The sequence below is a fragment of the Methanoregula boonei 6A8 genome (assembly GCF_000017625.1).
Classification (GTDB): Archaea; Halobacteriota; Methanomicrobia; order Methanomicrobiales; family Methanospirillaceae; genus Methanoregula; species Methanoregula boonei.
This window is the reverse complement of sequence record NC_009712.1, coordinates 1,911,546-1,937,194: the sequence shown is the minus strand read 5'-3', so window position 1 is coordinate 1,937,194 and position 25,649 is coordinate 1,911,546. Positions and strand designations below refer to the sequence as shown.

The window sequence follows — 25,649 nt, the reverse complement described above, 5'->3', positions numbered from 1 at the left end:
TATCTGCAAAAAAAAGACCGGTGATCAGAAGTACTTATTGATCCACTTCTTGATCCCTGCAATAATGCCCGTGCTGCTGCCGGATGAGGATCTCCTCTGGGGGGTCCGCGGGGGCTGCGGTTCGGGCCGGGTTGCCTGGATGGGGGGCGGATGGGCAACCGTTCGCCTCTGTACCGGTTCCGAGCGCTGGGGGATGTCCCGGATCATGCCCTGAGGCTCCTCTGCTGCGGGTTCAAATCCCCACGAGAAGCCGACCTTGTACGCTTCCTCGTTGTTGCGGATCCAGTTGGCGGCTGCCATATACCCACGGTCTTCTGCCCTTTTTACCGTGTCCTGGGTGTCCAGCGTGAAGTGGATCTCACGCTCCAGCGCTACCAGTTCTTCGTATACATTGCCTGGGACCTTGATCTTCTCCCTGCTCATAGTAATTCATATAGGCATATGCAGGGATACGATATTTAATGTTTCCTCATAAAAAAGCGCAAAGACGCGTTAAATCCAGAAACCGGGTGAAAAACCACGGAATCCAGGCAGAGGCGCCGCGATCTCCGCAGAAAGTTGATACACGTGCCCGTACAAAGACTATCCTTTGAGAGGGCAGTCCCGGTAACGGGATGCCCGCGGGAGCGTCCGTTGTATGGCAACAGTTGTTTTTGTGGATGATGATTTCCGTCGGATGCCCCGTGCGGACATGGCACGGCTCCAGCGGCTTATTGCCGCCGGCAAATATGGCGAGCACCGGATCGCGTTCGGGGATCGCCAGATAAATGTGGAACTCAAAAAGCAGGGAGACAAAATAGTCGTCCGGATCTCCCGGATAAGTTAGATGTACAGGAGATACAAGGGGGTATAAACACAATATTTATAAGAATGGGTTATGTAAAATAGAATTAACATAATGGAAATAGGGGTGTATAAAAAGTATGCCGGGAATGAAAGTCCAGTATTTCACTGAACGGGAAGAGGAGTTTGCCGGCACCCTGATCGCAGTCGGTCTCCCCCGGATCGTGGCAAAGGTCCTGGTCTTCCTTGCCTACGCCGGTGAGGCCTCCTCCCGGGATATCGAGAGGGGAGCCGATCTCCGCCAGCCCGAGGTCAGCCTTGCGATGCAGTATCTCCTGGAACGGGGCTGGGTTGCAAGCCGGCTGGATAAGACCGATGCGATTGGCAGGCCCCAGAACATCTTTTCCCTTTCCCGGCCCATCGCGGAGATCGTCGGGCAGATCCAGACAGAAAAGGAGACCGAGATCCGGCACAAGATAGAGCTCACCCGGAAGATCCGGGATTACGTCTCGTAAACCCGCTATCCGGCGGAACTTTTTTTGGTCTCTCCAGCCCTTATTAGTCAGGATTTCTAGCCGGCACCGCGATCTCCTGTTCCGGTGCCATTTCCCGGGAGTGAAAAAACATTCTGACTGGACATTTGGCCGGCACCGGCAGTCTTTTTGGGCAGTCCTGCCGGCGCTGTGCGTCCCCGGGAAGGAACGGGGGTACCGGCCATGTCCGCTGATTCCCCGACAGGGAAGGCCCCGGAACCGGTCCCTGTACAGGCAACACTTGGCGTTGCCCTCCTGACCGGCGATCCCAAAAAGGCGATCCTGAAACTCTCGGGCCCGATGATCGTTGTCATCCTCCTGATGTCGACCTACAACCTGATCAACGCAATCTGGGTGGCCGGTCTTGGCCCGGATGCCCTTGCCGCGGTCGGGTTTGTCTCTCCCCTGTTCATGGTGCTCGTTGGCTTCGGAAACGGCCTTGGCGCCGGGGCAGCCTCGCTTATTGCCCGGAGGATCGGGGCAGGTGACCGTGCAGGGGCAGACAGTGCGGCTGTCCACTCCCTGGTTATCATCACCGTGATCTCGGTTGTCACGACCGCGCTCCTGCTTGCCTTTGCCGGACCCATCCTGATCGCGTTTGGCGCCGGTCCAACCCTGGGGCTCGCCCTTGAGTACGGGCAGATCATCTTTGCCGGGACCCTCCTCCTTCTTGTCACAAGTATCCTTGGTGCCATCCTCCGGGCCGAAGGTGACATGAAACGGACCTTCTATGTCTTTGGCGCATCGTCCATCCTCAACATGATCCTCGATCCGATCCTCATCTACCGGGCGCACATGGGCATTGCCGGTGCCGCATGGGGGATGATCATCTCCCAGGTCATGGTCGCCCTCGTGCTCCTGTACTTGTTCTTTGTCAAAAAAGACACCTATGTCTCGCTCTCATGGAATGGTTTTGTCCCGGACAAAAAGACGGCCATGGGTATCCTTGGCGTGGGCCTGCCCGCCAGCACGGAATTTTTCATGATGGCGATCCTCTCGATCTTTGTCAACCTCATGCTCGTGATGGTTGCCGGCACCGACGCCGTAGCGGTATACACCGCGGGTTGGAGGCTGGTCATGTTTGCGGTCATTCCTATCGTAGGGATCGCCCTTGCGGTCGTTTCCGTAGCCGGGGCTGCATACGGGGGACGGCACTTTGATAAGCTCCCTATCATCCACCACTTCTCGATCCTGCTCGGACTTGCCATTGCGCTCTGCACCAGCGCGATCACCTGGCTCTTTTCCTCCCAGATCGCGACTGTTTTTACGTACTCATCAGAGACCGCGTATCTCACCCCGGAGATTGCGGCATTCCTTTCGGTTATGTGCCTCTTTTACCCGTTTGTCCCGCCGGGCATGATGTCGACTTCGATCTTTCAGGGTGTGGGTAAGGGCATGACCTCGCTTGCGATCGTGGTGCTGCGGGAGCTGGTCTTTATTGCCGTTTTTGCCTGGATGTTCGGGATTGTCCTTGGCATGGGAGAACGGGGGGTCTGGTGGGGCATGGTGGTGGGTGTCACGCTTGGCAGCCTGGTTGCCTATGCCTGGGCCCGGGTATATATCCGCAGGCTCCGCCGGAACGCATGATCGCTCTACGGTGGAATGCAGCCATCCCCCTCCCGCAGGTTAAAAAGAGGGAAAACCTAGATTTGGGATTCGTGCTCGGCAGAGTACAGCAGCGCTTTTACCAGGAAATAGGCAAGAACAATGGCAATGGTGAGAAGGGCGACTGCAAGGAGGACGCGATCCTGGGGCGGAACCACAAGCGAAAGGTATGCATGGTTGACAAGCATCAGGTCTCCCTCTTTAGAGCAGATATACTCAGATTCAGTGCTCTTTTACTGTTTCCCCCTTTAAATAACCTGTTACCGGCCAGGCCGGCGAGGCTCTGCCCGGCATCCCGGTGTGTGGCTGGTACTTCTGTTTCCCGCAGACCCCCGTTTTCTGTCCGCAGTTCCGCCGGAAACTCCCTGCTTCCCTGATGACTGCGGTATGCCACCCGATTCCACCGGGCAGGTATGATGCCTCTTATGCACTATTGAGCGGTACTTCGGATATCCTCAAATGGTTCGGCAGTAAATGGTGGATTTGAGGACGTGTTTTCGGGCCGTATGAAGACCAGGAACGGATGGGTGGAGATCGACGGTGTGCGGTATGATCATGACGTGGTGGTCCATACCGACCGGAGCGTGACCAAAAGGCACAAGAAACCGTCAAAGCGCCTCAAGAGCACCTATGGCCACACGCCCCTTTCTGGCGTGGAACTGGGATTTCTGATTCACGAGCAGCCGGCGATCCTCTATATAGGGACCGGCCAGTACGGGGATCTTCCCGTTACTCCCGATGCAGAGGATGTATTCCGGCACTACGAGACCGTGGTCCGGCCCACACCGGATATCGTCGATCTGCTCAAGGAGGAGCCGCGGCCGTTTGTCGCGATCCTGCACGTGAACTGCTAAAGCCGGGCAGGGATCTGGCCGCAAAAAAGGGTTGTTTCCGTTACGCGGAGTGGTACTTCTTGCCTGCGGAAAAGGCTTTGTCGAGCTCCTTTCCCACACCGAAATAGGTGGCCTGCGAGTACACGATCGGAGCAATCTTCGCAACGTCTGGCTTCCCGTCGGTCAGGACAGACTTGTCCGCATGGATCTCTGCGATTTCACCCACGTACAGGAGATGGCTCCCGCAGTCCACCGAGTTGTAGAGCCTGCATTCAATGTTGACCGGGCATTCCTTTGCCAGGGGTGCGGTCTTCAGTTTTCCGTAATATGACGTAAAGACCGTTGACTTGTCCTTGTGTGTACCGGAGACAAGGCCGCAGTGGTCGGTTTCGATCACCTGGGCTGCTGAGGGAATGTTGACGGAAAACGTCTTGTTCTCCTCGATCCCGATCGCAGTGTACCGCTGCTTGTTGATTGCCACGCAGAGCATCGGGGGGGCCATGCAGGCGACCGTTGCCCAGGCAACAGTCATGTAGTTTGCTTTGCCTTTCACGTTTGCACCCACAAGGACCGTGGGCATGACACTCAGGTACGGCATCGGGCCGAGCGTTACTTTTTCCATGGGAGGTTCACCGGTTTCCGGTTTGCAAAGGAGGGGTTTAAGGATATCCCTACCCTTGGGAGGTGAGACCGGGCACTCCCGGAAAAAAGCCACTTACCGGTGCAGGCGTCCCTTTGCAAAGGCCAGGGCCGCAAAGGCACACAGGACAAGGGGAGGGGAGAACCCGGGCATGGTGGTTCCCGCAGGGGCCGGGCTCGCACCCTGAGCGGTCCCCGGTGCAGTCGCGGAGAGGGTGCTCATAAGAGTTGTGCTTACCGGTGAGGACGGGAGCGTAGTGTTCGTGGTCCCTCCCATGGCCGGCGTGGATGCCGCGGACAGGTTGGCCGGTGTGGCAAACTGGCTGCGCGAAAATCCGTACACGTTCGTGTTGTCAACCGCTACGATCAGGCTGCCGTCGCCGCTCACGGCAACCGACCGGGATTTTACCGGATTTTTGGTAATAGCTTCCCCAAGGAGCGTGCCCTGTCCGTCGTAGACATGGATCCGGTTATCGATGCTGCCGGTGGCAACCGTTGAGCCGTTATCCGAAACGGCCACGCTCGTTGCCCAGGCACCGGCCGTCCCGGTCCAGATGAGGTTCCCGTTGCGCCCGATATCAAGAACTGTTCCGTCGTCCCGCCCGGCAACAATGGTTGATCCGTCATTGGAATAGGCAAGGGAGATGATGTTTCCCCCGGGGAATGCCTGGTTCCAGAGCAGAACCCCGCCACCGTGGTACATCCGTACCCGGTTGCCGTTCACGGCTACGATTCCGGTGCCGTCACCGGAGATTGCCACAGCCGAAGGGTTGAAGGTTGTGTCATTCCAGAAGGGGACATACGAGAGGTTGAAACTCTGCAGGGCCCCGGCGGTGCAGACCAGGATCTGATCCTTTTCCGGGGATACTGCGAGATCCTGCACGGTTCCGGTGGTGTTCTTTCCCATGCCGGCACCCGAATTGTACCAGGACTGGATCGATGTCCCGCCGCCGGCTGCTATCACCTCCGCATCCGGTGAGAGGGAGAGGGCCGTGACCGTTTCGCCCAGCGGCTGCTGCCAGAGAAGGATTCCCTGCCCCGAGATAAGTTGTACAAGCTGGCCCTGGGCCGCCGCAATATACCCGCCATCGGCGCTCACCGCAAGGGGCGAGCCACTCCACCCGGCCCAGAGTTTTTCACCCGTCGGGGAGATGGCAATCAGCTGGTCTCCCCCGGCAACGATGACCGAACCGTCATGTGCCATGGCCACCGCAGACAGGCTCTCGCCCGGGGTGGCATTGACGATCCAGAGGGGTGAAACTGCCAGTGCCGCAGGTACAAGAAGGCAGAGCAGGGCAAACATCCCGAAGAACCGCAGGGGCAGGCGTGTGGGCATTCCAATAAATGAACCCATGATCGGGATCGGTTAAGAACTCTTGCCCGTGTCCCGGGCGAAAAAAAGGTATGCACCCGCGTTCACGGGTTGTTGTTCTCTGTGGCCGGGTTCTCCTGGACCACCTTGCGGAGCAGCGCCCGGAACTCGTCATCGTGGCGGGCGAGGTTGAAAAAGACGCCCCGCATGGTTTCGGGGAACCGCTCGCTGTTCATGTCATAAAACTGGCAGTAGTAGGCACAGGCGTCTATGATCACGTCCTCGCGGTTGAGGTACTTTAATTTGGCAATGGTATCCAGCTTCTCGACGAGCGCGGTGGGGATGATAAGCGAGACCGGGGTATCGTCTTGAGACATACTGTGAACTCTTCGCTTTGAGTTTATGAAGTTATTGCCGGGTCCTGCCTGTTTTTGGCCGGTGTCCCGTTCCTGCTTCCTGTCACAATCCCTATATCCGATCAGGTTGCCCTTATCATCATGGAAGATGCAGAGAGCCTGTTTGCTGAAGGTGTGGCCCTGTACGGGAAGGGGGATTTTCGCCGCGCGATTGCCGCCTTCGATAAGGCCCTCGTCCTTGACCCGAAGCTGACGGAGGGGTGGAACAACCGGGGGCTTGCCCAGATCCAGACCGGGGATTATTCAGGGGCACTCCAGTCCATCAACCATGCCCTGGCCCTGGATCCCGGTCACGCGAATGCAAAGAAGGCAAAGAAGGTGGTCCAGGGCCTTATCAGCGAGTCGGGAGGCACCCTTCCTCCTGAATCCTCCGGCCCTCTCGCACCTGATAGCGCGGCAACACGCGGCCAGATGCGCCCCTTTATCCTGATCATTGCGGTGGCGGTGATCGCGGTCGCGGGTACTATCGGAGTCCTTGCGATCCTCCATCCCGGTGGTGCGGCGGCCATTCTCCCGATTGCGACTCCCACCCCGGTCCCGACCCCGATTCCTGTCCTAACTCCGACCCCGACACCCCTCCCGACCGCTACCCCGGTGCCGACGCCAACCCCGACCCGTATCCCGCAGACCGGGGTCTGGGTGGAGGTCAGCTACGACCAGCTCTTCTCGGGGAACGTGGGTACGCCCGGCAACCTGCAGCAGCTGGCCGGCAGCCTGCAGGCGCATCCGAACACCGGGGACCAGTTCTACCAGATCCCAAGGACGAACAGTGGGTACATCACGGCCTCGGTGAACAAGAACGATGGCTCCGGGGATAACCTGACGGTGAGCATCTATTCCGACGGTACGCTCGTCCAGACTGCGTCCACCACCCAGCCCTACGGCGCGCTGGATGTCGTGGCAATCATACCGGCTTCAACCCCGGCCCTGTCATCGGACAACAGCACGACAAACGCTACAACCACTGCATAACCCGGGGCCGCACCATCTTTTTTTGTCCGGCAACCCGGCCCTCCCCATCATGAGCGGGGGGTAGGGCCCCCTTTTTTTGAGTCAATGGGGGGTCGGCTTCTTTTCGTGCGGCCCCCCCGTGGGGGGTAGGGGGGTACCTTTGATTTGCGAATTTCGCGAAGGGACTCCCCTTTATGATCAGATCAAGGAGGACCCCCTGATCATTGAGTAAAAGGGGACCCCCAATCCCCTCTCACCGGAGCATCCAGTGGAAATGCAGGTCGGGAAACTGGAATATGCAAAGGGGGTCCCCCTTTACGTTGGGTCAAGAGGGTCCGGCTTCTTTTTGTGCAGACCCCCATGTGGGGGGTAGGGGGGTGTCTGATTTTTTTAAAAGGGGGGGGTCCCTGATCGTGATGATGGGTGGGGCGGACTTTTTCGGAACTCTTTGGTCCATCCAGACCGTTTATCTCCCCTACAGGCACTTATAACACCTATAGGTGCATAGTAGTATTACCATGCAGGCCGCGACCACCATTTACATCCGGGAAGATCTCAAGGATCAACTCAACTCCCTGAAACGTCACCCCAAGGAATCATACAACGATGTCATCGAGCGCTTGGTCACGCTCGCGGTGGATGAGGAACCCTTAAGCGAAGAGACCATAGCAGGACTCGAAGAATCCCTTGGGGATGTCAGGAAAGGCAACCTGATTGCCGAGAAAGAGGTCATGAAAAAATACGGGGTTAAATGAGCGGTTACGCGGTCCGGTATACGCACCGGGCCGACCGCGATCTCGGCCGGCTTCCTCCCGAACTTGCCCGGCAGGTTATCCGGAAGATCCATGCGATCAGCCAAGAACCCTATCACCATATCAAAAAGATCAAGGGCTCCCATCCCCTGCATCCCGTCTATTCCGTCAGGATCCGGAGGGGTCTACGGGCATTTTTGTCGATCCATGATGATGTTTTAATTATTCATGTCCTTGAGGTGGAATATCGGAAGAGTGCATACCGTGATTTTTAAGCGCCCCGGGGACGGTCATTCTTACCGGGGGATATCGTAACGATGCCTGACGCGCAAAACGCCTCGTCGGGTTTTGCGCTACGCACTTACCGGGATCCGGAATTATTCGTCAAGGCTCTTGCCCGAAGAGGCGCCCGAGCGACCATTAGCAAAGCAAGTTCGAGGGAAATATATTGTCTCGTTTGCTGAACTCCTTCTATATTGGGCAGATTTTATTCAACAGAAAAAAATGAGACAGATTTTGTTGAATGAGTAGTAAATCTAAATTTACTTCTTCTTACAGTGTAGTATTGAATTGTAATGATTGTTGAGAATCCATAAACGAGGATCGCGTTTTTATAATGCTCGATGCATTTATTTCCATATGCCATTGGTTGATGACATATCTGTGGTTGTTAATGTTTTCGTGGCGTTAGGAACAATTCTGCTTGCGATTTATGCTTATAGAAATATCAAAATTACTCAATCTCAATTGAAATCCTTCCAAGAACAGACCTCATTTCTTCTTTCTCAGAATCGACCTATTTTAGAAATTGGTAATTGTTCAGTTGATAAAAATAAATTAAAAATTAGCTTGAAAAATGTTGGGAATACTCCTGCTTTTGAATTGGGAGTGTCTACGTACTGTTTCTCTGTCGATAAGACGGATGACATTAAACATATGAAATGGCTCCATGATTTTGGCTGGCCGTATGTAACTGAACGCCTTGTTAAAGATATATTTAGGAAAAGACTCGACCAAACTGTAGATGTCACTTATTATGATCCAGAGAGAGTGCTTGATGGGGAAAAAACTTCTAAATACAAACCTATTGAAGGAATTACTTTTTTAAAGCGGCCAACTGGCGATTCCTACTTATTACCATCTGAAAACTGGATGCCCTTTGAAATTGAGCCAGTCTATATGCTTGATGATGATTTCAATAATAACCTGAAATATGAATTTTTGGAACATAAAAGAGCAGATCTCCTTCAAAATTACAAACCTAGGAGATATACTTTAGAACAGATTGCAAAAATCTATTTGAAAAATGAATTGCCTTATATTTGTGTAAAATTTTCATTGTATTGTAAAGATTCGTTTGAGAATGAAATTTTTGTGAACGATATTGATTACTATATTATTGATTTGAAAAAGGAGAAATCGATTGAAGAAGGCGTGGGTAAACCCCGGCTGTTGGCACCTTCGTTTTTATCACATCCTCGTCTCGTAAAAGAGGTTGGGTATCAACCTCGATGGATATACTCAAACTTGAAATGGAGAACCGTTAATTTAACAGAAAGTGATCGAGAGGAGCAAAAAAAGCAGAAAAAGCGGGCCTTGTATCGTGTCCCGGGTAGATGAGATTTCAATGTTTAGAATCGCATCAATTGAAGAAACATAAAAATATATTTCACAATTTATCAAATATTAATCGTGATCCGTAAATAATAGATGCTGGACGTGAACTCTCATCAAAAGAGCATTAAACCATGAGTGTTCGAGTGCTGCTAAGGGGATTTGAACCCCTGTCGCGAGCGTGAGAGGCTCGCATGATTGGCCGGTCTACACTATAGCAGCGTAATTGCCCAATAACATGGGCGATGGACTTACTTAAAGGTTGCCCGAATGCCATCGCCCTGCCGGTACTGCCGATGTGGGGGAAGGCGCGGCAGGGGTTGGGTCTCACCCGGGTCCTGGATCTCCCCCAGAAGCAGGATCCGTATGCACCGGGTCTTGTTCTGCCCCGGCTCGGCCCGGTGGATCCGGCAGGAATACGGGCTGTTCCCATGAACAACTATATCCCGAACGGGCATCGATTAATATGAGAAATGGCTGGTAGTCTTGAAGAGCAGATAGCCGAACTGGAAGCGGAGCTGGTAAAGACTCCGTACAACAAGGCTACATCCAAGCACATCGGGCGGGTTAAGGCAAAGATAGCCAAGCTCCGCGATGAAGCCGTTAACCGTGCGATGAAATCGGGCGGTGGCGGGGAAGGCTACTCAGTCAAGAAGTCCGGCGATGCAACTGCGGTGCTTGTCGGTTTCCCGTCCACGGGTAAATCCACACTCTTAAATAAGCTCACCGGTACCGACAGTGCCGTGGCCGCGTATGCGTTTACCACGCTTACGGTGGTGCCCGGCGCCCTTGAACACAAAGGGGCGAAGATCCAGCTGCTCGATATCCCGGGACTTATCGCCGGTGCTGCCATGGGGAAGGGGCGCGGCAAGGAAGTCATCGGTGTCGTGCGGAGCGCCGACATCATCATCATCCTTGTGGATGTCTTCAACGAGCGGCATGTCGAAGTGCTCTTAAAAGAACTCTACGATGCGGGTATCCGGATCAACGTGCCAAAACCCGATATCACCATCAAGAAATCCTCTGTCGGCGGGATCCGGCTCGCGGCTGTCGGGACCCTGGATCTCGATATCGATGATGTGCGATCGATCCTCTCCGAGAGCAAGATGATGAACGCCGATGTGCTCATCAGGGGGAACGCCTCCCAGGACGACCTTATCGATGCCCTCCAGGGGAACCGCGTGTACGTTCCCGCTTTTATTGCGGTCAACAAGGTGGACCTCGTGGATAAGGAGCGGTACCTGGAGATCGAGCACGATATCGCGGCCCGGTTCGCAAACCCGCCCATCATGATCTCCGCCCATGCAGGGTACCACATGGAGGAGCTCAAGGACGCGATCTACGACTGCCTCGGTTTCATGCGGGTCTACTTAAAACCCCAGAGCGGCGAGGCCGATCTCGAAGAGCCGCTCATCATCCGGACGGGAAGCACGGTCGAGACGGTCTGTACCAAGCTCCACCGGGACTTCGTGCGCCGGTTCCGGTACGCCCGGATCTGGGGCGACTCGGTCAAGCACGGCGGCCAGAGGGTAGGCCTCACCCACCCGCTTCTTGATGGTGATATCCTCACCATCATCATCGAGCACTAGAAACCGCTTCTCCTGCCCCGGCAGGAAAGCGATCCTTTTTTTGCACCTGTTTACCGTTATGCTGCGCCGGCAGCAGCGGAGGTGATGTTGACCGACTTTATCATGGAGTCAAAGTCAGAATCTTCCATGGTATTGTACGTAAAGATATAGGCGGTGTTGTCCGGCGTGATCGTAAAGACTGCGATCTCAACCGAGTTGTCCGGTTTTACAAAATCAAAGCGGTACGCCTTGTACCCGGAAACATGGTAAATGGATGTGGGGCGGAGATTTGAGACTGGTGCGTAGTTCCTGCTCAAAGTCGCGGTAGCAGCGTTGAAGTAATCTTCGAGGCTTGATCCCGGCGAGGGATCAACATCCACGCTGAAGATGCGGTATGCCGGGTTATCAGGGGAATAGAAGTTGACGATATTGCAGGTGGTCCGCCCGTAGTCCCGCAGGGAACAGTCTCCCGGCTGGTTAAGAACCCAGCCTTGGGGGTAGTTCATGGTCAGTGGGTACTTGGGATCGGTATAAACCTGGTTTGGCACCGGGGTTGCGGTCAGGGGAATGATCGTTGTCTGTACGATGGAGGCGGACGGAGCAGGTGAGGGCAAGCTTGTACCCGGACCGCTCGTTGCTGCTGCCAGCGGTGAACTATCAGTCTTGGTACTGCAGCCCGCACAAAGAACGAGAAGGATCAGCAGGATCCCTCCCATAACTGCAATACGTCCACCTGCCAGTTTCCCGTTCATGGTTCCACGGGAGAGTCTGGAACGCTTTCTCCCATAAACGTTTTGAACCGGCGTTTCTCCTGGTAACAGGCAGTTTTTGGCCCGGATCGCGTCCCGGGGCACCGGGAGCACGATAGGGGACTTCCGACACCTGGGGTCAAAAATACGATTTTTTGGGGATTGCAGGGAGACCACTTACATGTTTGTCGTAGCAGCGGCAACGCTGGTAATGTTGACCGAATGCATCAGGGTCTGGAAATCCGCGTCCTCCATGGCATTGTACGTGAAGATATAGCCCACGTTATCCGGGGTGATCGTGAAAACCACGATCTCGTTTGTGTTGTCCGGTTTGGTAAAATCAAGCCGGTACGCCCGGTACCCGGATACCGTGTACATCGCGTCGTGCCGGGTAACGGTGAGGGGATCGTAGGTCTTTCCCAGGGCAACAGTTGCGTGGTTGAAGTAATCCTCAAGGTCCGAGCCGGGCGAGGGATCGACGTCCACGCTGAAGGTCCGGTAGGTCACCTGGGTTGCATTCGGGGAATAGAAGTTGGCGATATTGCGGGTCATCTTCCCGTAGTCTTCCATGGTGAAGTTGCCTGGCTGGTTATAGACCCATCCCGCAGGGTAGTCCATGGTCAGCGGGTAGGTGGGATCTGTGTACACCTGGTAGGGCGGCGGTGTTGTTGTCACCGGAATGATTGTTGTCTCCACCAGGCTTGCGGATGTTGCAGCGGGGGGGAGGGTCGTAACCGGCGTAGTTATTGCAGCAGTCGTCGGTGCATTCCCGCCCGTTGAACTGCACCCCGCGGAAATGACAAGGAGACCCAGCAGGATCCCTCCGATAACTGTGATCGTAACACGAGCCTTATTCCCGTTCATGGTTCCACGGGGGAGTCTGGAACGGGTCTGCCCATAAACGTTCCGAACCGTTTTTTTACCGGTTACGGCTCGTTTTTGCCCCGGATTGCATCGTAAAGTACCGGAAGGGGGGCATTGGTCTTTACCCCGGTGCCGGAATAGTGTGTGCGGCTTGCGTCAAAACCGGCCGACCGCAGGGCTTCCAGGAGAGTTTCGATCTTCGGCGGGGAGACCACGAGCTGTTGTGCTACCCGGTGGTAATCATAATGGCTGGAGGTGGGTAGTTCCTCCCGGCAGGTGGTAAGGAGTTTTTCGAGTTCTTTTTGTGTCCCAAGTCCGCAGCTTGGGAGCCGGGCCTGCATCTGCCCCAGGATCTCGTCAGAGGAGATCGCCCCCAAAAAGAGCGGCCCGATGGGGCGCAGCGGCTTTCCACAGAAGGGGCAGGTGGCAGCGGGAGGAAACATCCCGGGCAGCTCCTCGCGGTAGGCACAGGTGGGGCACTGCAGGATAAACCCGAGCCTTTCAATGGTCCGGTCAGCGGCTTTTGGCCCCCGGGTAAGGCGGAGATTGAGGCGAACGAAATGCTCCCGGGCAAAGCAGAAGAGCGGTTCTATCCCCCGATCGTACTTCACGGTCTCCCGGGCAACAAACCCAAGGAGGATCCGAAGGCCCACCTCCCCGTGGTAACCGGTGTTTCCCGGGCGGGCAAAGTACCGGCGGATCCCGGCCTTAAGGTGTGCCCCGCAGAGTGGTGCTGTGTCGGTGGCAGTCAGGAGCAGGAACCTTCGCGTGCCCCGGATCCCGGCATCGGTAAAGGGCGCCGGCGTTCCAAAGGGGTCGATGTCCACCGCGTCAAATGCCTGCTCGAAAAGGAGCGAACAGGCATCCCGGCAGGTGACGGTAACGGGAAGCCCGAGCCGGGCCACGTTCTCCCGGATCAGGGGGATTGCCTCCGGGTCCCGGTCGTTGATGGTGACCGGGATCCCGACCTCGTGTGCTACCCGGAGCCCCCGGACACCGGTAGCCCCCATGGCATCCAGGTAATCGGACGGCTGGAGTACCGAAAGGAGGAGCACAGTTGCGTCCCGGTTGAGCTCCATACGGCGGTTGAAAAAGACCGGGGCTGTTCCGGGCGGGAACTGCCCGGTGCTGTCCTGCACCGGGACAAGAAACGTTGTTGTGCCTTCCGTGGCCTCGATAACGTCCATGGTGAGGAGAGAGATTGCAGCGCGCAAAACTTATACATATTCCCCCGCAATTGGTATGAGCAGTGGGCGAGTGGCTTAGTCCGGATAGAGCGTTAGCCTCCTAAGCTAATGGTCGGGGGTTCAAATCCCCCCTCGCCCGTCTCTCCGGCACTTTTTTCCCTGCCTTCACCCGCATCTCCCGGCTCTGTTTTTCGACAGGATTTTATGGAAAAACACAAAAAATATCCGGAAAAAATACAGACCGGAGAAAAATCATGAAGACCGTAATCATTTGTCTTTGTGCTCTTGCTTGTATCGGCCTGATTCTTGCTGCCGGGTGCACATCCGGCACGGGAAGCAACGGAACAACCGTGCCATCATCCGCTGCCGGCGCATCGGGTCAGGCAGCAGTTGATCAGGATCGCGTGATCAGCCTCACGAACGGGACGTACTCCTTCAACGCGAGTATCGACCAGATATCCACAACCGTCCTGCCATCCGGCAGTCACGAGGTGGATATTTTTGTGCGGGTAACCGATACGGGAACAACCCCTCTCCAGCTGCAATGGTACAGCACCCTGACCAATGCAAAAGGGTCCTCATTTGGCGGCATCGGGGTTTCCCATGGCGGTGACGGGTCAGAGACTCCTCCTCTCGGGCCGGGACAGCCAGCGTCAGGAAGGGACTATGTAACGATTACTTCCGACCAGGATTACCAGTCCCTGAAAAACGGAGCTGCTCTGACAGTGAACTTCTTCACCGAACCGTCCGGTAACCAGACCCCGGCCAGTTTCTCGGCCACGTGGACGCTGGATCCGGCGGATTTCCCCTGACTTTTTTCCTGCCCGGGCCTCCTGATACCAGGCCATCCTCCGTCAACGGGTACGCAGGTTAATATCTGGCAAGCCCGAACCGGATCCTGTATATGGGAGTCAGGGGCTTTTTTGCCATTACCCGCCCGGCCAACTCGGTTGTTGCCGGCCTTGCAGCCATTGTCGCGTACCTGATCGCGACCGGGACGCTTGTGTACGGCGTCCTCCTGCTCATGGCAGTTGTACTCCTGGTAACTGCTGCCGGGAACGTTATCAACGATTATTTCGATGCCGCGATCGACACGATCAACCGCCCCGATCGCCCTATCCCGTCGGGAGCTGTCAGCCGGAACGCAGCGCTTGCCTGGGCGTTTTCCCTCTTCCTTCTCGGCCTTGCGGTAAGTGTATTCACCACGCCCCTCTGCATGGGCATTGCTCTTGTGAACGCCCTGCTCCTTGTCCTCTACGCCGCCCGGCTCAAGAGCACGCCGTTTTTCGGGAACGCTGCGGTTGCCTTTCTCTCGGCAAGCATCTTTCTCTTTGGCGGGGCGTACGCCGGGTGGCACGCACTTCTCGACATGCTCCCGATTGCGGCCATCACCTTCCTTGCCATGCTTGCCCGCGAGCTCTTGAAGGACGCCGAGGATATTGAGGGGGACCGGGCCCACGGGGCTGACACCCTTGCCATCCGGATCGGTGTCCGTAAGACTGCGCTTATCGCCTTTGCGTGCACTGCATTTGCCATCGCGGCAAGCGCAGTCCCGTACCTCTGGTGGGGGGGCTGGTACCTTGCCGGGATCGCGGCAGTCGATCTGGTAATCCTTTTTGCAGCCGGGCGCTCTCTGGGCTGCACCGATCCTGTATCCCTTAAAGCCACTGGATCCACAACGCTCCTCAAGCTGGGGATGTTTGCATCCCTTGTCGTTTTCACGCTTTCTGCGGTATTCCTGTAAGTTATAACGTCTGTTTTACGTAACAACAACCTTTATGCCCAAGGTCATGCCTCATCTACCTTGATATACACATGGCCCGCATGGCACGCGTCATCCAGAAAGGCAGCACGTTTTATGCCCCAAAAGGGGCGTATTACGAAGGAAATGTCAGGATTGACGGCGATTTCATCGTGCCGGCCCGGACCCATTTCTGGGGCCGGCTCGTGGTGACCGGGCGGCTGGAGCTGGGCAAAAAATCCAGTGTTGCCCTTGACGTGGAATGCGGGAGCGCAATCATCGGAAGCCATGCCCGGATCAAGGGTCCCCTGGTCTCTGCCGGGGACGTGAGCCTGCTTGACCATTGCGTGGTCTACACGGTAACGGCGGGGGGAAAGGTCATGCTCCGCCCTGATGTCCATGTCGGCGACGTGACCAGTGCCGATACCATCATCGTCCACGGGAAGGTAAAAAGCGGGAAGTTAACCGGCAAGAGCATGAAGGTCCTCGGGAACTGAGGCCTTTGGGTCGAGCCCGAGGATTGCCACGTCATAGATATCCTGCCAGTTCACGAGTGTCTCCACGCACCCTTCTTTTATGGTTACCACGCCCATGGCAACAAGACCGATCTTGTCGGCCATGTCGATCCCTTCTTTTACCTCAGTCAGGCAGCCAACCCCGATGATCGCCCGGGGATGATATTTTTTCACCATTCTCTTGATAAAGGACGAGCCCGGGATGATAAAGACCCGGTATCCCATCTGTTCGAGCCGGGCCCTGGCCTCCCCCACGGTACACTCCCCGCAGTTCACGCACTTGAGCCCTTCCGGGGTAAGGTGGGCCGGGCACTTTGCGGACCGCAGGCACTGGGGGAAGAAGATCGCCCGCTCTGCAAGCGGGATCTTCGAGAATGCGCTCGTGTTCATCGTGTTGTGGATCTTGATAAAGAAGGTAAGCATCTCCCGGTCCTCAAGGCCCAGGAGCCGGAAGAATGCTTTCATAAAGCCTTCCAGGAACACGATCCCCGCTTTGATGAACGTGGGGAAGTAGAGGTGCCCCCGCCGTATCGAGTACAGGGAGATGACCACAAGGATGAACGATACCAGAAGGGCCCCAAGGATAAAGAGAACCGTAATCTCCCCGATGATGTACATGAGGCTGTGCCAGGGGGTAAGGTCGATATCAAAAAGCGACATGGTCAGGGCACCGGGCCGGAACGGGAAAGAAGTGCCCCGATATCAAAGGGCGGGCGGACAACGCCCTGTTCGGTTACAATCGCGCTGACAAGGTCCATGGGGGTGGAATCGAATGCGTAATTCTTTACCGGGACACCCTCGGGAATGAGGGTCCGGTTCCCCACCACCGCGAGCTCACCGCGTCCCCGCTCCTCGATGGTGACCTCCGACTCCTTGCGGGTGGCATCGAAGGTCGAGAGCGGGGCTGCCACATAGAAGGGAATTACATGGTGTTTTGCGCAGACGGCATGCATGTAGGTACCGATCTTGTTGAAGACAGCATCCCCGGTGATGCGATCCGCTCCTACGATCACGGCATCGATCGCCCCGCTCCGCATCATGTGTGCGGCAGTAGAGTCGGTGATCACCGTGACATCGATCCCGTCCCGGGCGAGTTCCCACGCGGTGAGGCGTGCGCCCTGCAGGAGCGGGCGGGTCTCGCAGGCGATCACCTTTACCTGCTTTCCTGCCGCAACCGCAGACCGGATCACCCCGAGCGCCGTCCCCCACGATGAGCAGGCAAGGGCCCCGGCATTGCAGTGGGTGAGCACGGTGCATTGGTCGGGGAGGAGGGCTGCCCCGTGCTCCCCGATAGCATGGCAGCAGCGGGTGTCATCCGCGGCGATTGATTCAGCTTCGGCAAGAGTGACGGTCTTGGCGGATGTCTCATCGTTTGCTGCAAGGAACCGGGCCACCACCCGGTCCACACCCCAGCTCAGGTTGACCGCGGTAGGCCGGCTCTCCCGGATCCGGTCGGCAGCACGCAGCACGGCCCGGGCATAATCATCAAACGAGGGCCCGGTGCAGGTACGTGCGGCAAGGGCCACCCCGTATCCCCCGGCAACGCCAAGGGCCGGTGCTCCCCGGATCTCCAGCCGCTGTATCGCGGTGATGAGCTGGTCTATGTCCGTGCACCCAGCGATTGCGTATTCCGTGGGAAGGAGGGTCTGGTCGATGTACCGGATGCCCCCGAGGGACTCGTCCCACCAGAGTGTCTTTGTCTCCTTCACCGGGATCGCGCCCTCGCTGCCGTTTTCTTTTTTGCCCCTGCAAATGCCCGCATGGCCGCAGCCCCGCCCGAGGCCACGCTGTCGGGGATATCCTTGGGAGAGACTGCCGCACCGGCAACAAAGATTCCCGGCCGGACCGTCCCCGCGGTATCGACAGCGTCATGCAGAGAGCGCAAAAACCCGCTCTCCTCAAGTGGAAGGCCGAGATTCTCCGCAAGTGCCGCGGTGGCACCCGAGGGCTCAATTCCCACCGAGAGCACCACAAGGCCCGGGCGGAGGACCTCGATCTCCCCGGTCTCGGTGTTCTCCACCTGGAAGGAGAGGCCGGTTCCGCTGGCGTCTGCATGGAGATCGGAGGGCATCCCGCGCAGGAACTTTACACCGACACTCTTTGCCCGCTCGTAGTACTCCTCGTACCCCTTGCCGTAGGCACGGACGTCCATGTAGAAGATCGTGACTGCGATCTCCGGGTGCTTCTCCCGGATAAGCATTGCGTTTTTCATTGCCTGCATGCAGCAGACACAGGAGCACCAGGGCCGGCGTAAGGGGGCGTCCCGCGAACCCACGCACTGGATAAAGACAATACTTTCGGGTTCCCTGCCGTCGCTTAAGCGCCGGATTTTCCCGCTGGTCGGCCCGCTGGCATTGATCATCCGCTCCAGTTCCAGGCTTGTTATCACATCGGGATATTTCAGGTACCCGAGCGGGCCTTTCTTTTGTGCGTCAAAGACATCGTAACCGGTGGCAACGACAATTGTCGATGCGGTGATGATGGTCTCTTTCTCCGTATCTTCGCGCAGGATCGCCTGCGGGCCGCACGAATCATAGCAGAGCCCGCACTCGATACAGTGCTCATTGTCCTTGACTACGCGGTCGGGTACCACCTGCGGATGGGGTTTGTAGATTGCTTTTCGAACCCCTACCCCGGCATCGAACCGGTTATACACCTCGACCGGGCAGACCTCGATGCAGTCGCCGCAGCCGGTGCAGGCCACCATGTCGATATAGCGCGGGTGTTCGCGGACGGTTACCTTAAAATCACCGGCCTTTCCCTCGACCTGTTCCACTTCTGCAAGGGTATGGATCCTGATGTTTTTGTGCCGCTGGACATCCACCATCTTGGGTGAGAGGATGCACATGGAGCAGTCGTTTGTGGGAAAGGTCTTGTCGAGCTGGGCCATGTGCCCTCCTATCGTGGGCTCCCGCTCAATGAGGTGGACGGTAATACCGTGGTTTGCGAGGTCGAGCGCTGCCTGGATGCCGGCAACGCCGCCTCCGATCACGACCGCGTCACCCATGGGCATATTCCCCGGCGAGCCTGACGTAGGACTGCGCGTTTTCGAGGATGTGTGCCTTCTGGGCATCGGTGGTAGTTTTGAGGACTTTCCCCGGGACCCCGAGCACGACCGAACCGGGCGGTACCTGCATGCCCTCGGTAACTACAGCTCCCGCGCCGATCAGGGAATCTTCTCCCACCACGGCACCGTTGAGGACAATAGCACCCATGCCGACCAGCACCCGGTCTTTTATGGTGCACCCGTGGAGGATCGCTCCGTGACCCACGGAGACATCGCACCCGATCGTGGTCGGAAATGCAGCGCTTGTGTGGACCACGCAGTTGTCCTGGACATTTGACCGGTCGCCGATGATGACCCGGTCCTTGTCTGCCCGGATCACTGCCCCGTACCAGATGCCGACATCCTTTCCCAAGGTCACGCTGCCTATCACCGTTGCATTCGGCGCACACCAGAGCGGCGTGCCTGCGATCCTCTTATCCATACCCATAATACCATAGGAACTTAACGTACAGGTAACATGAAGGTTATGGTAGGGGGCACCTTCGACCCGCTCCACGACGGCCACAAGCGCCTTCTGACCCGTTCGTTCGAACTGGCCGGGCCGGGCGGAAAAGTCGTGATCGGGCTTACGACCGATCCGTTTGCGAGCCGCAAGACCCACCCGATCCATCCTTTTGCAGAGCGCCGGGCCGATCTTGAAAAGTTCATTACCGGGCATATCATCGCGCAGATCCCGGAGCGAAAGTATGCAACTCTCTGGGAGATCGAACCCTTAAGCGACCGTTTCGGTTCGGCACTCGACGCGGACTTTGATGCGATCGTGGTCTCCGAGGAAACGCTCCCTGTTGCCGTAGAGATCAACAAGATGCGCAGGGAAAAGAACCTCCGCAAGGTGGATATCCACCAGATTACCTGCGTGCTTGCCGAGGATGGCCGCTGGATTTCGTCCACCCGTATCTGGCGCGGGGAGATCGATGTGCACGGGCACCTGATCCACAGCCCGCAGCCGGAATAAGCCCGGGTCTGCCGGGGAGAAAAAAAGCAGATAAAATCAGATGATGTAACTGGTCAGGTCTTTTGTGATCACCGAGTCGCAGTAAAGGCAGCGCAGGCCTTTCCCGTCCGGCAGCACCGCAAACCGGGTCCGGATCGGCTCGTTTGTGCGGGTAATACAGCCGGGGTTCGGGCACCGCACGCTCCCTTCGATCACGGTGGGGATCTCGACGCCCTGCTTCTCGCAGACCTTGAAGTGCCGGATGATGTTGATTGTTGCATTTGGGGAGATGAGTGCAATCCGGTCCACCTCTTCCTTGGAGAGCTCACGGTTGGAGATCTTGACGATATCCTTGGTACTCCCCATGTGCTTACTGGGAACATTGGTGGCAATCGAGAGTGCCTCATTTGTGGTCCCCGAGATCCCGAGGATCCGTATGACATTGAGTGCTTCGCCCCCGTCGATATGGTCGATCACGGTCCCGTTTTTGATCCGCCGCACAAGAAGGCCTTCGCCTTCGTCATCCCCGGTATCTGCTGCTGCGATATGCCTCATTTCATCACGTCCAGGAGCATTGCCATCCGCACGGGAACCCCGTTCTTGGACTGTTCGAAGTACTTTGCATGGGGAGAGGAGTCCAGGCGTGGGTCGATCTCGTCAACCCGGGGCAGCGGGTGGAGGACAATCAGGTGCTTTTTTGCCCCCACGAGGAGTTCCGGGGTGATCCGGTAACTGGAGGCCACGTTGAAGTACGAGGCCGGGTCCGGAAACCGCTCCCGCTGCACCCGGGTTACGTAGAGGACGTCGAGATCCTTTACGACCTCTTCAATGGTGTCGTGCTCGATGATCTCCATGCCCTTTGCCGTAAGGGTGCCCACAAGCGCCGGGGGGAGTTCGAGCCCGGGCGGGGAGATCGTGTGGAGCCGGACCCCATAGAGGGAGAGCGCCGAGGCAAGGGAGTGCGCCGTCCTCCCGTACCGCAGGTCGCCTACGAGCGCCACATCAATCCCGTCGATCTTCATTGACTGGCGAATGGTGTAGAGGTCAAGGAGCGTCTGGGAGGGGTGCTGGCCGGCACCGTCGCCGGCGTTGATGACCGGCACCGTGGCAAACTCCCCGGCAAGCCGCGCCGCGCCTTCCTTGGGGTGGCGAATCACGATCGCATCTGCGTACCCGCTCACCACGCGGATGGTGTCGGCAAGCGTCTCGCCCTTTGCCATGGAGCAGGCTTCCACGCTGCTCACCGCAATCGAGCTCCCTCCGAGTCGCGCCATGGCTGATTCAAAAGACATCCGTGTCCGGGTACTGGGTTCAAAAAAGAGGACGGCAAGAATCTTGCCATTGAGGGCGTTTGTATCGTATTTTTTCTTTCCTATCTGTTGTGCATGATCCAGCAGCCGGTCAATTGCGCTGCGATCAAAATCCCCGATGGAAATGATGTGATGCGTGGCAACTCCTCCCGCGCGGTATTTTCCGGAAATATATGCACGTTCCGGCCTAATGTACCTATCTTCACGCGATCACGGTAAAAACCCACGCCGGGAAAACGACGGTGGGCGACAAAATGATATTATCCCTTTGGGGGCAATGTACCTGGAAGGATATCTTTTACCATTTAAGGGAGACAAAAAAGCCATGCAGATACCCGTAGCGCGGCCGGTCATCGGCCCGGATGAAGTGGCGGCCGTTTCGGAAGTATTGCTGTCCGGCATGCTTGCACAGGGGGAGAGGGTCGCCGAGCTTGAAAGCAAATTCGCGGCGTACTGCGGCACTGCCCAGGGGATTGCGGTCAACAATGGCACCGCCGCTCTCCATGCCGCCCTGCTTGCCTGCGGGATCGGGCCCGGCGACGAGGTGATCGTCCCGGCCTTCTCGTTTATCGCTACCGCGACCGCGGTCTCGATGTGCGGGGCAAAACCGGTCTTTGCCGATGTGGACGAGGAGACCTTCAACATCCGTCCTGACCAGGTAAAAGAGCGCATCACCCCCAAAACCAAGGCCGTTATCGGTGTCCACCTCTTCGGCCAGCCCTTTGATGTCGACCCCGTCCAGGAGATCTGCGAAGCGCACAGCCTCGTGCTCATCGAGGATGCGGCCCAGGCCCATGGCGCCCTGTATCATGGCACAAAGGTGGGCAATTTCGGAAGGTGCGGGTGCTTCTCGTTCTATGCCACAAAAAATATGATCACTGGTGAGGGAGGGATGGTGACCACAAGCGACAAGCCCACGGCTGACCGGCTGCGCCTGATAGTCAACCACGGCCAGAGCGAGAAATACCTCCATACCGTGCTCGGGTACAATTACCGGATGACCGATATTGCGGCGGCGATCGGGATTGTCCAGCTCAGGAAACTGGATAAGTTCAACCTGCGCCGGAAAAAGAACGCGGAGTACTACGCGGCAAACCTTTCTGCAAAGGGCCTAATCAAGCCAAAAGTAGCCGACAACGTGCAGCACGTATACCACCAGTACGTTGTCCGGCTCACCGAGGAATTCCCCCTCTCCCGGGAGGCGTTTATGGACTATCTCAAAGCAAAAGGGATCGGCTCGGCGGTGCACTACCCCATCCCGATCCACCGCCAGCCCCTCTATGCCCCGGTGGCCGAACCTGATCCCTGCCCGGTGGCAACAAAGCTTGCCGGGACGGTTCTTTCCCTTCCGGTGCACCCATCGCTTGACGCAAAAGATCTTGCCACGGTCTGCGAGGCAGTAAATAAGGTGAAATAAGATGGATGTCGGGGTCATCGGTGTCGGGGCAATGGGTAAGAACCATGTCCGGGTCTATTCGGAGTTAAAGAGCGTAGGCACTCTGGCTGTCTGCGATGTGAATGCGGCAGCGGCACAGGCAATAGGAAAGCAGCACGGTGCCGAGGTGTACCCCTCGGTTGCCGAACTCCTGCGGCACGTTGATGCGGTCAACATCTGCGTCCCGACCCCGTTCCACGCGGGTGTGGTGCGCGAGGTCTTTGCCGCAGGAAAGCATGCATTTATCGAAAAGCCGATCTGTGCCACCGCAGCCGAGGCCCGGGCGCTCATGGCATCGGTTCCGAAGGGGATCGTGGTCGGTGTCGGGCATATCGAGCGGTTCAACCCGATAGTTTCTGAGATCAGGAAAATCGTGACAAAACCCCTGTACGTGGAGCTCAAGAGACATAACCCGGCATCCGCCCGGGTGACCGGGAGCTCTGTTGTCGAGGATCTGATGATCCATGATATTGATATCGTGGCAAACGTCTTTTTCCCGGAGATCGGCACGATCCGGTCCATGGGCAATGCCGACCTCTGCAGCGTGCAGATGGATGCAGGAGGCGTCCCGGTCATGCTCTCTGCAAGCCGGAAGGCCTCAAAGAAAATCCGGCTTATCTACGTCGAGGACGAGGAGTTCACGGTAGAAGGCGACTTCATGAGCCAGGAGGTCACGATCTACCGTAAGCCCGGGCAGTACCGGTTCGAGAATGAACGGTACGTGCAGGAGAACATCATCGAGAAGGTGATGGTTAACAAGGTTGAGCCCTTAAAGGTCGAGCTTTCGGCTTTTATCGACTGCGCAAAATACGGCCGGTCCTTCCCGGTCACCCCGGCCCAGGCAATCCGGAACCTTGATATCTGCGAGCAGATCCGGGCCGGTTTCGCGCCCGGGGCACCGGCATGACCCTTGCGGATCTCATCAGGGGCCGCGGCCCGATTAAAAAGATCGGTGTGCTCGGCATGGGATACGTCGGCATCCCGGCTGCTGCCCTTTTTGCCGATGCCTCTCAGTTCTCTCACGTGTACGGCTTCCAGCGGGATTCGCCATCTTCGGGATACAAGATCGCGATGCTCAATCGTGGCGAGAGCCCGCTCAAAGGCGAGGAGCCGGGCCTTGAGGACCTGCTCAAAAAAGTGGTGGGGGCAGGAAAGTTCGCGTGCACCCCGGATTTCTCGAAGATCGCCGGGCTCGATGCAGTTACCCTTTCGATCCAGACGCCGTTTGCGAACAAGGACGACCTGATCCCAGATTTCTCTGCCCTGTATGAAGGAATCCGGAATGTCGGAAAGTACCTCCGGCCCGGGATGCTTGTGGTGCTCGAATCCACCATCACCCCGGGGACAACGGAAGGACCGGCCCGGCAGATGCTCGAAGAGGAGTCCGGCCTTGTTGCGGGCAAAGATTTTGCGCTCGCCCATGCCCCGGAAAGGGTGATGGTGGGCAGGCTCCTGCGGAATATCCGGGAGCACGACCGGATCTTGGGCGGGATCGACCCGGTGAGCACAGCAAGGGCAACCGAGCTGTACTCTCCTGTGTTGACAACCGGCAGGGTGATCCCGATGAGCGCGACCGCGGCAGAGGCCACCAAGACCGCGGAGAACACCTTCCGCGATCTCCAGATCGCAGCGGCAAACGAGCTTGCCCTCTACTGCGAGGCAATGGGGATCAACTTCTATGATGTGCGGACCGGGATCGACAGCCTCAAGGGCGAGGGGATCACCCGGGCCATGCTCTGGCCGGGCGCCGGCGTTGGCGGCCACTGCCTGACCAAGGACACCTACCACCTGGAACGCGGGGTGCAGCAGTTGGGAAAGGATCAGCTGGATTACCCGGCAGGCGAGCCCTCGCTCTTTGTACTTGCCCGGCGGATCAATGATTTCATGCCCCGGCACATGCTCCGCCTCACCCGGGAAGGCCTTGCCCGGGTAGGTACGCCGCTTGCAGGGGCAAGGATTGCACTCCTTGGCTGGGCATTTTTGGCAAACTCCGATGACACCCGGAACACCCCCTCAGAGCCGTACCGGGACGAGCTGCTTGCAGCTGGGGCACACGTTACCCTCCACGACCCGTACGTGGAGCATGCGCCGGGCATCACGCTCACCCCCTCCATCGATGAAACGATCCGGGGCGCAGATGCCGTGGTTGTCTTTGCCGGCCACCGCCAGTACCGCTCGCTCGACCCCCGGCAGGTAAAAAAGCTGAGCGGCAAAAAACACCCGGTCGTCGTGGATGGTCGGAACCTCATTGACCCGGACCCGTGGATTGCTGCCGGGTTCGTGTACAAGGGAATCGGGCGCGGGGACAAGAACAGCCACCCGGTACGGGATTAATCTCTTTTTTGGCCGTACCTGCGGCAAGGCAGAACAAAATATCGGGAGAACAAAACGCCGGTACTTGCGCAATTACCGGGAACGGGGAGTCTGGAGCAACCAGGTATGGGGCTTTGGAGGAGGCTTGAAATGTCTGGGGTCATTTTCTCCTCCCCGTTTCCGGAACCGTGCGCATGGATCCGGGGGACAGGACCCGAAGGGGAGGTCAGGGAAGGTTTTCCCTTTGGGTCTGCTGCTGTACCGGACCACCGGGTTTGCCGGTATGAGATGAGGGGAATGCCACGCGGGTATCCTTTCCGCGTGGGCCTGCAGAATGGTTCCACGTGTCTGTGGTATTCCTGCAGGCCTGATCCATGGGTTGGGCAGGGCTGGTTATAAAGCGCGGGAAGTTGGAAAAAAGTGGCTCCGTTGTTTCCATCGGGGTGGCATTCCCGGGTCACCAGCGGTGCCATGAGATACACGCTTTCCCGGCAATTTTGAGGTGAATCTGACCGGGTATTGAACAGG

At 57.3% G+C, this 25,649-nt stretch carries 31 protein-coding genes and 2 tRNA genes; 17 read left to right on the top strand and 16 right to left on the bottom strand.

All coding sequences use genetic code 11. The features are described 5' to 3' along the window. Positions 1–24: 24 nt before the first annotated feature. On the bottom strand, positions 25–423 hold the full coding sequence (locus MBOO_RS09700) for a hypothetical protein (RefSeq protein WP_012107426.1): 399 nt from the start codon (positions 421–423) through the stop codon (positions 25–27). Positions 424–637: 214 nt separating this feature from the next. On the opposite strand from MBOO_RS09700, the gene MBOO_RS09695 reads away from it, so the two are divergent. The 3 genes from MBOO_RS09695 (at position 638) to MBOO_RS09685 (ending at position 2,903) form a co-directional block, all read left to right on the top strand. Further along, positions 638–826, top strand: coding sequence for a hypothetical protein (locus MBOO_RS09695; protein ID WP_048068432.1), 189 nt, complete (start codon positions 638–640; stop codon positions 824–826). A gap of 97 nt (positions 827–923) precedes the next feature. Continuing rightward, complete coding sequence (locus MBOO_RS09690) at positions 924–1,298, top strand: MarR family transcriptional regulator (protein WP_012107425.1); 375 nt, start codon at positions 924–926, stop codon at positions 1,296–1,298. A 201-nt stretch (positions 1,299–1,499) separates the two neighbouring features. After that, positions 1,500–2,903, top strand: coding sequence for an MATE family efflux transporter (locus MBOO_RS09685; RefSeq protein WP_012107424.1), 1,404 nt, complete (start codon positions 1,500–1,502; stop codon positions 2,901–2,903). A gap of 56 nt (positions 2,904–2,959) precedes the next feature. Here MBOO_RS09685 and MBOO_RS13990 read toward each other — a convergent pair whose 3' ends face one another. Continuing rightward, entirely contained in the window at positions 2,960–3,109 is a 150-nt protein-coding gene (locus tag MBOO_RS13990; protein ID WP_012107423.1) for a hypothetical protein, read from the bottom strand. Positions 3,110–3,427: 318 nt separating this feature from the next. On the opposite strand from MBOO_RS13990, the gene MBOO_RS09680 reads away from it, so the two are divergent. Further along, positions 3,428–3,775: a hypothetical protein gene (locus MBOO_RS09680; RefSeq protein ID WP_012107422.1), complete on the top strand. Its 348-nt coding sequence runs from the start codon at positions 3,428–3,430 to the stop codon at positions 3,773–3,775. A 40-nt stretch (positions 3,776–3,815) separates the two neighbouring features. On the opposite strand, the gene MBOO_RS09675 is transcribed toward MBOO_RS09680, so the two are convergent. The 3 genes from MBOO_RS09675 to MBOO_RS09665 form a co-directional block, all read right to left on the bottom strand. Next, entirely contained in the window at positions 3,816–4,376 is a 561-nt protein-coding gene (locus tag MBOO_RS09675) for a flavin reductase family protein (protein WP_012107421.1), read from the bottom strand. Positions 4,377–4,469: 93 nt separating this feature from the next. Further along, positions 4,470–5,729, bottom strand: coding sequence for a WD40 repeat domain-containing protein (locus tag MBOO_RS09670; RefSeq protein WP_012107420.1), 1,260 nt, complete (start codon positions 5,727–5,729; stop codon positions 4,470–4,472). A gap of 80 nt (positions 5,730–5,809) precedes the next feature. Further along, positions 5,810–6,082 carry a hypothetical protein gene (locus MBOO_RS09665; protein ID WP_012107419.1) on the bottom strand — a complete coding sequence of 91 codons (273 nt, stop codon included), beginning with the start codon at positions 6,080–6,082 and terminating at the stop codon, positions 5,810–5,812. A gap of 120 nt (positions 6,083–6,202) precedes the next feature. Between MBOO_RS09665 and MBOO_RS09660 the strand changes: the two genes are divergently transcribed. The 4 genes from MBOO_RS09660 (at position 6,203) to MBOO_RS09640 (ending at position 9,444) form a co-directional block, all read left to right on the top strand. Further along, complete coding sequence (locus tag MBOO_RS09660) at positions 6,203–7,093, top strand: tetratricopeptide repeat protein (protein WP_157677668.1); 891 nt, start codon at positions 6,203–6,205, stop codon at positions 7,091–7,093. Between the two features lie 497 nt (positions 7,094–7,590). Continuing rightward, positions 7,591–7,827: a DUF7557 family protein gene (locus MBOO_RS09650; RefSeq protein ID WP_012107417.1), complete on the top strand. Its 237-nt coding sequence runs from the start codon at positions 7,591–7,593 to the stop codon at positions 7,825–7,827. Continuing rightward, positions 7,824–8,099, top strand: coding sequence for a type II toxin-antitoxin system RelE family toxin (locus MBOO_RS09645; RefSeq protein ID WP_012107416.1), 276 nt, complete (start codon positions 7,824–7,826; stop codon positions 8,097–8,099). The genes MBOO_RS09650 and MBOO_RS09645 overlap by 4 nt, the downstream gene beginning before the upstream one ends. 364 nt (positions 8,100–8,463) lie before the next feature. Continuing rightward, the gene (locus MBOO_RS09640) at positions 8,464–9,444 is read left to right on the top strand and encodes a hypothetical protein (RefSeq protein WP_048068429.1); all 981 of its coding nucleotides are present in this window, start codon (positions 8,464–8,466) and stop codon (positions 9,442–9,444) included. Positions 9,445–9,585: 141 nt separating this feature from the next. On the opposite strand, the gene MBOO_RS09635 is transcribed toward MBOO_RS09640, so the two are convergent. Both MBOO_RS09635 and MBOO_RS13985 read right to left on the bottom strand, forming a co-directional pair. Then, a tRNA-Glu gene (locus tag MBOO_RS09635) sits at positions 9,586–9,660 on the bottom strand. 29 nt (positions 9,661–9,689) lie between these two features. Next, on the bottom strand, positions 9,690–9,896 hold the full coding sequence (locus MBOO_RS13985; protein WP_157677666.1) for a hypothetical protein: 207 nt from the start codon (positions 9,894–9,896) through the stop codon (positions 9,690–9,692). A 15-nt stretch (positions 9,897–9,911) separates the two neighbouring features. Between MBOO_RS13985 and MBOO_RS09630 the strand changes: the two genes are divergently transcribed. Then, positions 9,912–11,027, top strand: a complete 1,116-nt coding sequence (locus MBOO_RS09630; protein WP_012107414.1) for an OBG GTPase family GTP-binding protein — start codon at positions 9,912–9,914, stop codon at positions 11,025–11,027. A 56-nt stretch (positions 11,028–11,083) separates the two neighbouring features. On the opposite strand, the gene MBOO_RS09625 is transcribed toward MBOO_RS09630, so the two are convergent. From MBOO_RS09625 to MBOO_RS09615, 3 genes are all read right to left on the bottom strand, one after another. Beyond that, positions 11,084–11,722: a hypothetical protein gene (locus MBOO_RS09625; protein ID WP_232385598.1), complete on the bottom strand. Its 639-nt coding sequence runs from the start codon at positions 11,720–11,722 to the stop codon at positions 11,084–11,086. A 210-nt stretch (positions 11,723–11,932) separates the two neighbouring features. Beyond that, on the bottom strand, positions 11,933–12,619 hold the full coding sequence (locus tag MBOO_RS09620; RefSeq protein ID WP_012107412.1) for a hypothetical protein: 687 nt from the start codon (positions 12,617–12,619) through the stop codon (positions 11,933–11,935). Positions 12,620–12,681: 62 nt separating this feature from the next. Then, on the bottom strand, positions 12,682–13,806 hold the full coding sequence (locus MBOO_RS09615; protein ID WP_012107411.1) for a tRNA (guanine(10)-N(2))-dimethyltransferase: 1,125 nt from the start codon (positions 13,804–13,806) through the stop codon (positions 12,682–12,684). 64 nt (positions 13,807–13,870) lie between these two features. On the opposite strand from MBOO_RS09615, the gene MBOO_RS09610 reads away from it, so the two are divergent. The 4 genes from MBOO_RS09610 to MBOO_RS09595 all read left to right on the top strand — a co-directional run bounded on the left by MBOO_RS09610 (position 13,871) and on the right by MBOO_RS09595 (position 16,044). Further along, a tRNA-Arg gene (locus MBOO_RS09610) sits at positions 13,871–13,945 on the top strand. A 115-nt stretch (positions 13,946–14,060) separates the two neighbouring features. Further along, positions 14,061–14,618, top strand: a complete 558-nt coding sequence (locus tag MBOO_RS13605) for a hypothetical protein (protein WP_012107410.1) — start codon at positions 14,061–14,063, stop codon at positions 14,616–14,618. A 92-nt stretch (positions 14,619–14,710) separates the two neighbouring features. Further along, complete coding sequence (locus MBOO_RS09600; RefSeq protein WP_012107409.1) at positions 14,711–15,550, top strand: geranylgeranylglycerol-phosphate geranylgeranyltransferase; 840 nt, start codon at positions 14,711–14,713, stop codon at positions 15,548–15,550. A gap of 80 nt (positions 15,551–15,630) precedes the next feature. Beyond that, positions 15,631–16,044: a bactofilin family protein gene (locus tag MBOO_RS09595; RefSeq protein ID WP_157677664.1), complete on the top strand. Its 414-nt coding sequence runs from the start codon at positions 15,631–15,633 to the stop codon at positions 16,042–16,044. Here the strand turns inward: MBOO_RS09595 and MBOO_RS09590 are convergent. Genes MBOO_RS09590 through MBOO_RS09575 form a run of 4 tightly spaced genes read right to left on the bottom strand, consistent with a single transcriptional unit; the run spans position 16,009 to position 19,550 of the window. Beyond that, complete coding sequence (locus MBOO_RS09590) at positions 16,009–16,722, bottom strand: DUF116 domain-containing protein (RefSeq protein ID WP_012107407.1); 714 nt, start codon at positions 16,720–16,722, stop codon at positions 16,009–16,011. The genes MBOO_RS09595 and MBOO_RS09590 overlap by 36 nt on opposite strands. Positions 16,723–16,724: 2 nt before the next feature. Then, a complete protein-coding gene (gene mtnA / locus MBOO_RS09585; RefSeq protein WP_012107406.1) occupies positions 16,725–17,771 on the bottom strand; it encodes an S-methyl-5-thioribose-1-phosphate isomerase in 1,047 nt (348 codons plus the stop codon). Beyond that, positions 17,768–19,069: a CoB--CoM heterodisulfide reductase iron-sulfur subunit A family protein gene (locus tag MBOO_RS09580; RefSeq protein ID WP_052291915.1), complete on the bottom strand. Its 1,302-nt coding sequence runs from the start codon at positions 19,067–19,069 to the stop codon at positions 17,768–17,770. Before MBOO_RS09580 ends, mtnA begins: the two co-directional genes overlap by 4 nt. Further along, positions 19,062–19,550, bottom strand: a complete 489-nt coding sequence (locus tag MBOO_RS09575) for a gamma carbonic anhydrase family protein (RefSeq protein ID WP_012107404.1) — start codon at positions 19,548–19,550, stop codon at positions 19,062–19,064. Before MBOO_RS09575 ends, MBOO_RS09580 begins: the two co-directional genes overlap by 8 nt. Before the next feature lie 36 nt (positions 19,551–19,586). Here MBOO_RS09575 and MBOO_RS09570 point away from each other — a divergent pair, with 36 nt between their 5' ends. Next, a complete protein-coding gene (locus tag MBOO_RS09570; protein WP_012107403.1) occupies positions 19,587–20,084 on the top strand; it encodes a phosphopantetheine adenylyltransferase in 498 nt (165 codons plus the stop codon). A gap of 36 nt (positions 20,085–20,120) precedes the next feature. On the opposite strand, the gene pyrI is transcribed toward MBOO_RS09570, so the two are convergent. Both pyrI and pyrB read right to left on the bottom strand, forming a co-directional pair. Then, complete coding sequence (gene pyrI, locus MBOO_RS09565) at positions 20,121–20,618, bottom strand: aspartate carbamoyltransferase regulatory subunit (RefSeq protein ID WP_012107402.1); 498 nt, start codon at positions 20,616–20,618, stop codon at positions 20,121–20,123. Next, positions 20,615–21,544, bottom strand: coding sequence for an aspartate carbamoyltransferase (gene pyrB, locus MBOO_RS09560; RefSeq protein ID WP_083756204.1), 930 nt, complete (start codon positions 21,542–21,544; stop codon positions 20,615–20,617). The genes pyrI and pyrB overlap by 4 nt, the downstream gene beginning before the upstream one ends. Before the next feature lie 154 nt (positions 21,545–21,698). On the opposite strand from pyrB, the gene MBOO_RS09555 reads away from it, so the two are divergent. From MBOO_RS09555 to MBOO_RS09545, 3 genes are read left to right on the top strand one after another with little or no spacing between them, the layout of a single operon-like run. Continuing rightward, positions 21,699–22,790 carry a DegT/DnrJ/EryC1/StrS family aminotransferase gene (locus MBOO_RS09555; RefSeq protein WP_012107401.1) on the top strand — a complete coding sequence of 364 codons (1,092 nt, stop codon included), beginning with the start codon at positions 21,699–21,701 and terminating at the stop codon, positions 22,788–22,790. 1 nt (position 22,791) lies between these two features. Beyond that, on the top strand, positions 22,792–23,715 hold the full coding sequence (locus MBOO_RS09550; protein ID WP_012107400.1) for a Gfo/Idh/MocA family protein: 924 nt from the start codon (positions 22,792–22,794) through the stop codon (positions 23,713–23,715). Beyond that, positions 23,712–25,142 (top strand): nucleotide sugar dehydrogenase, encoded by a 1,431-nt coding sequence (locus tag MBOO_RS09545; protein WP_012107399.1) that lies wholly within the window; start codon positions 23,712–23,714, stop codon positions 25,140–25,142. The genes MBOO_RS09550 and MBOO_RS09545 overlap by 4 nt, the downstream gene beginning before the upstream one ends. The last annotated feature ends 507 nt before the right edge of the window (positions 25,143–25,649 follow it).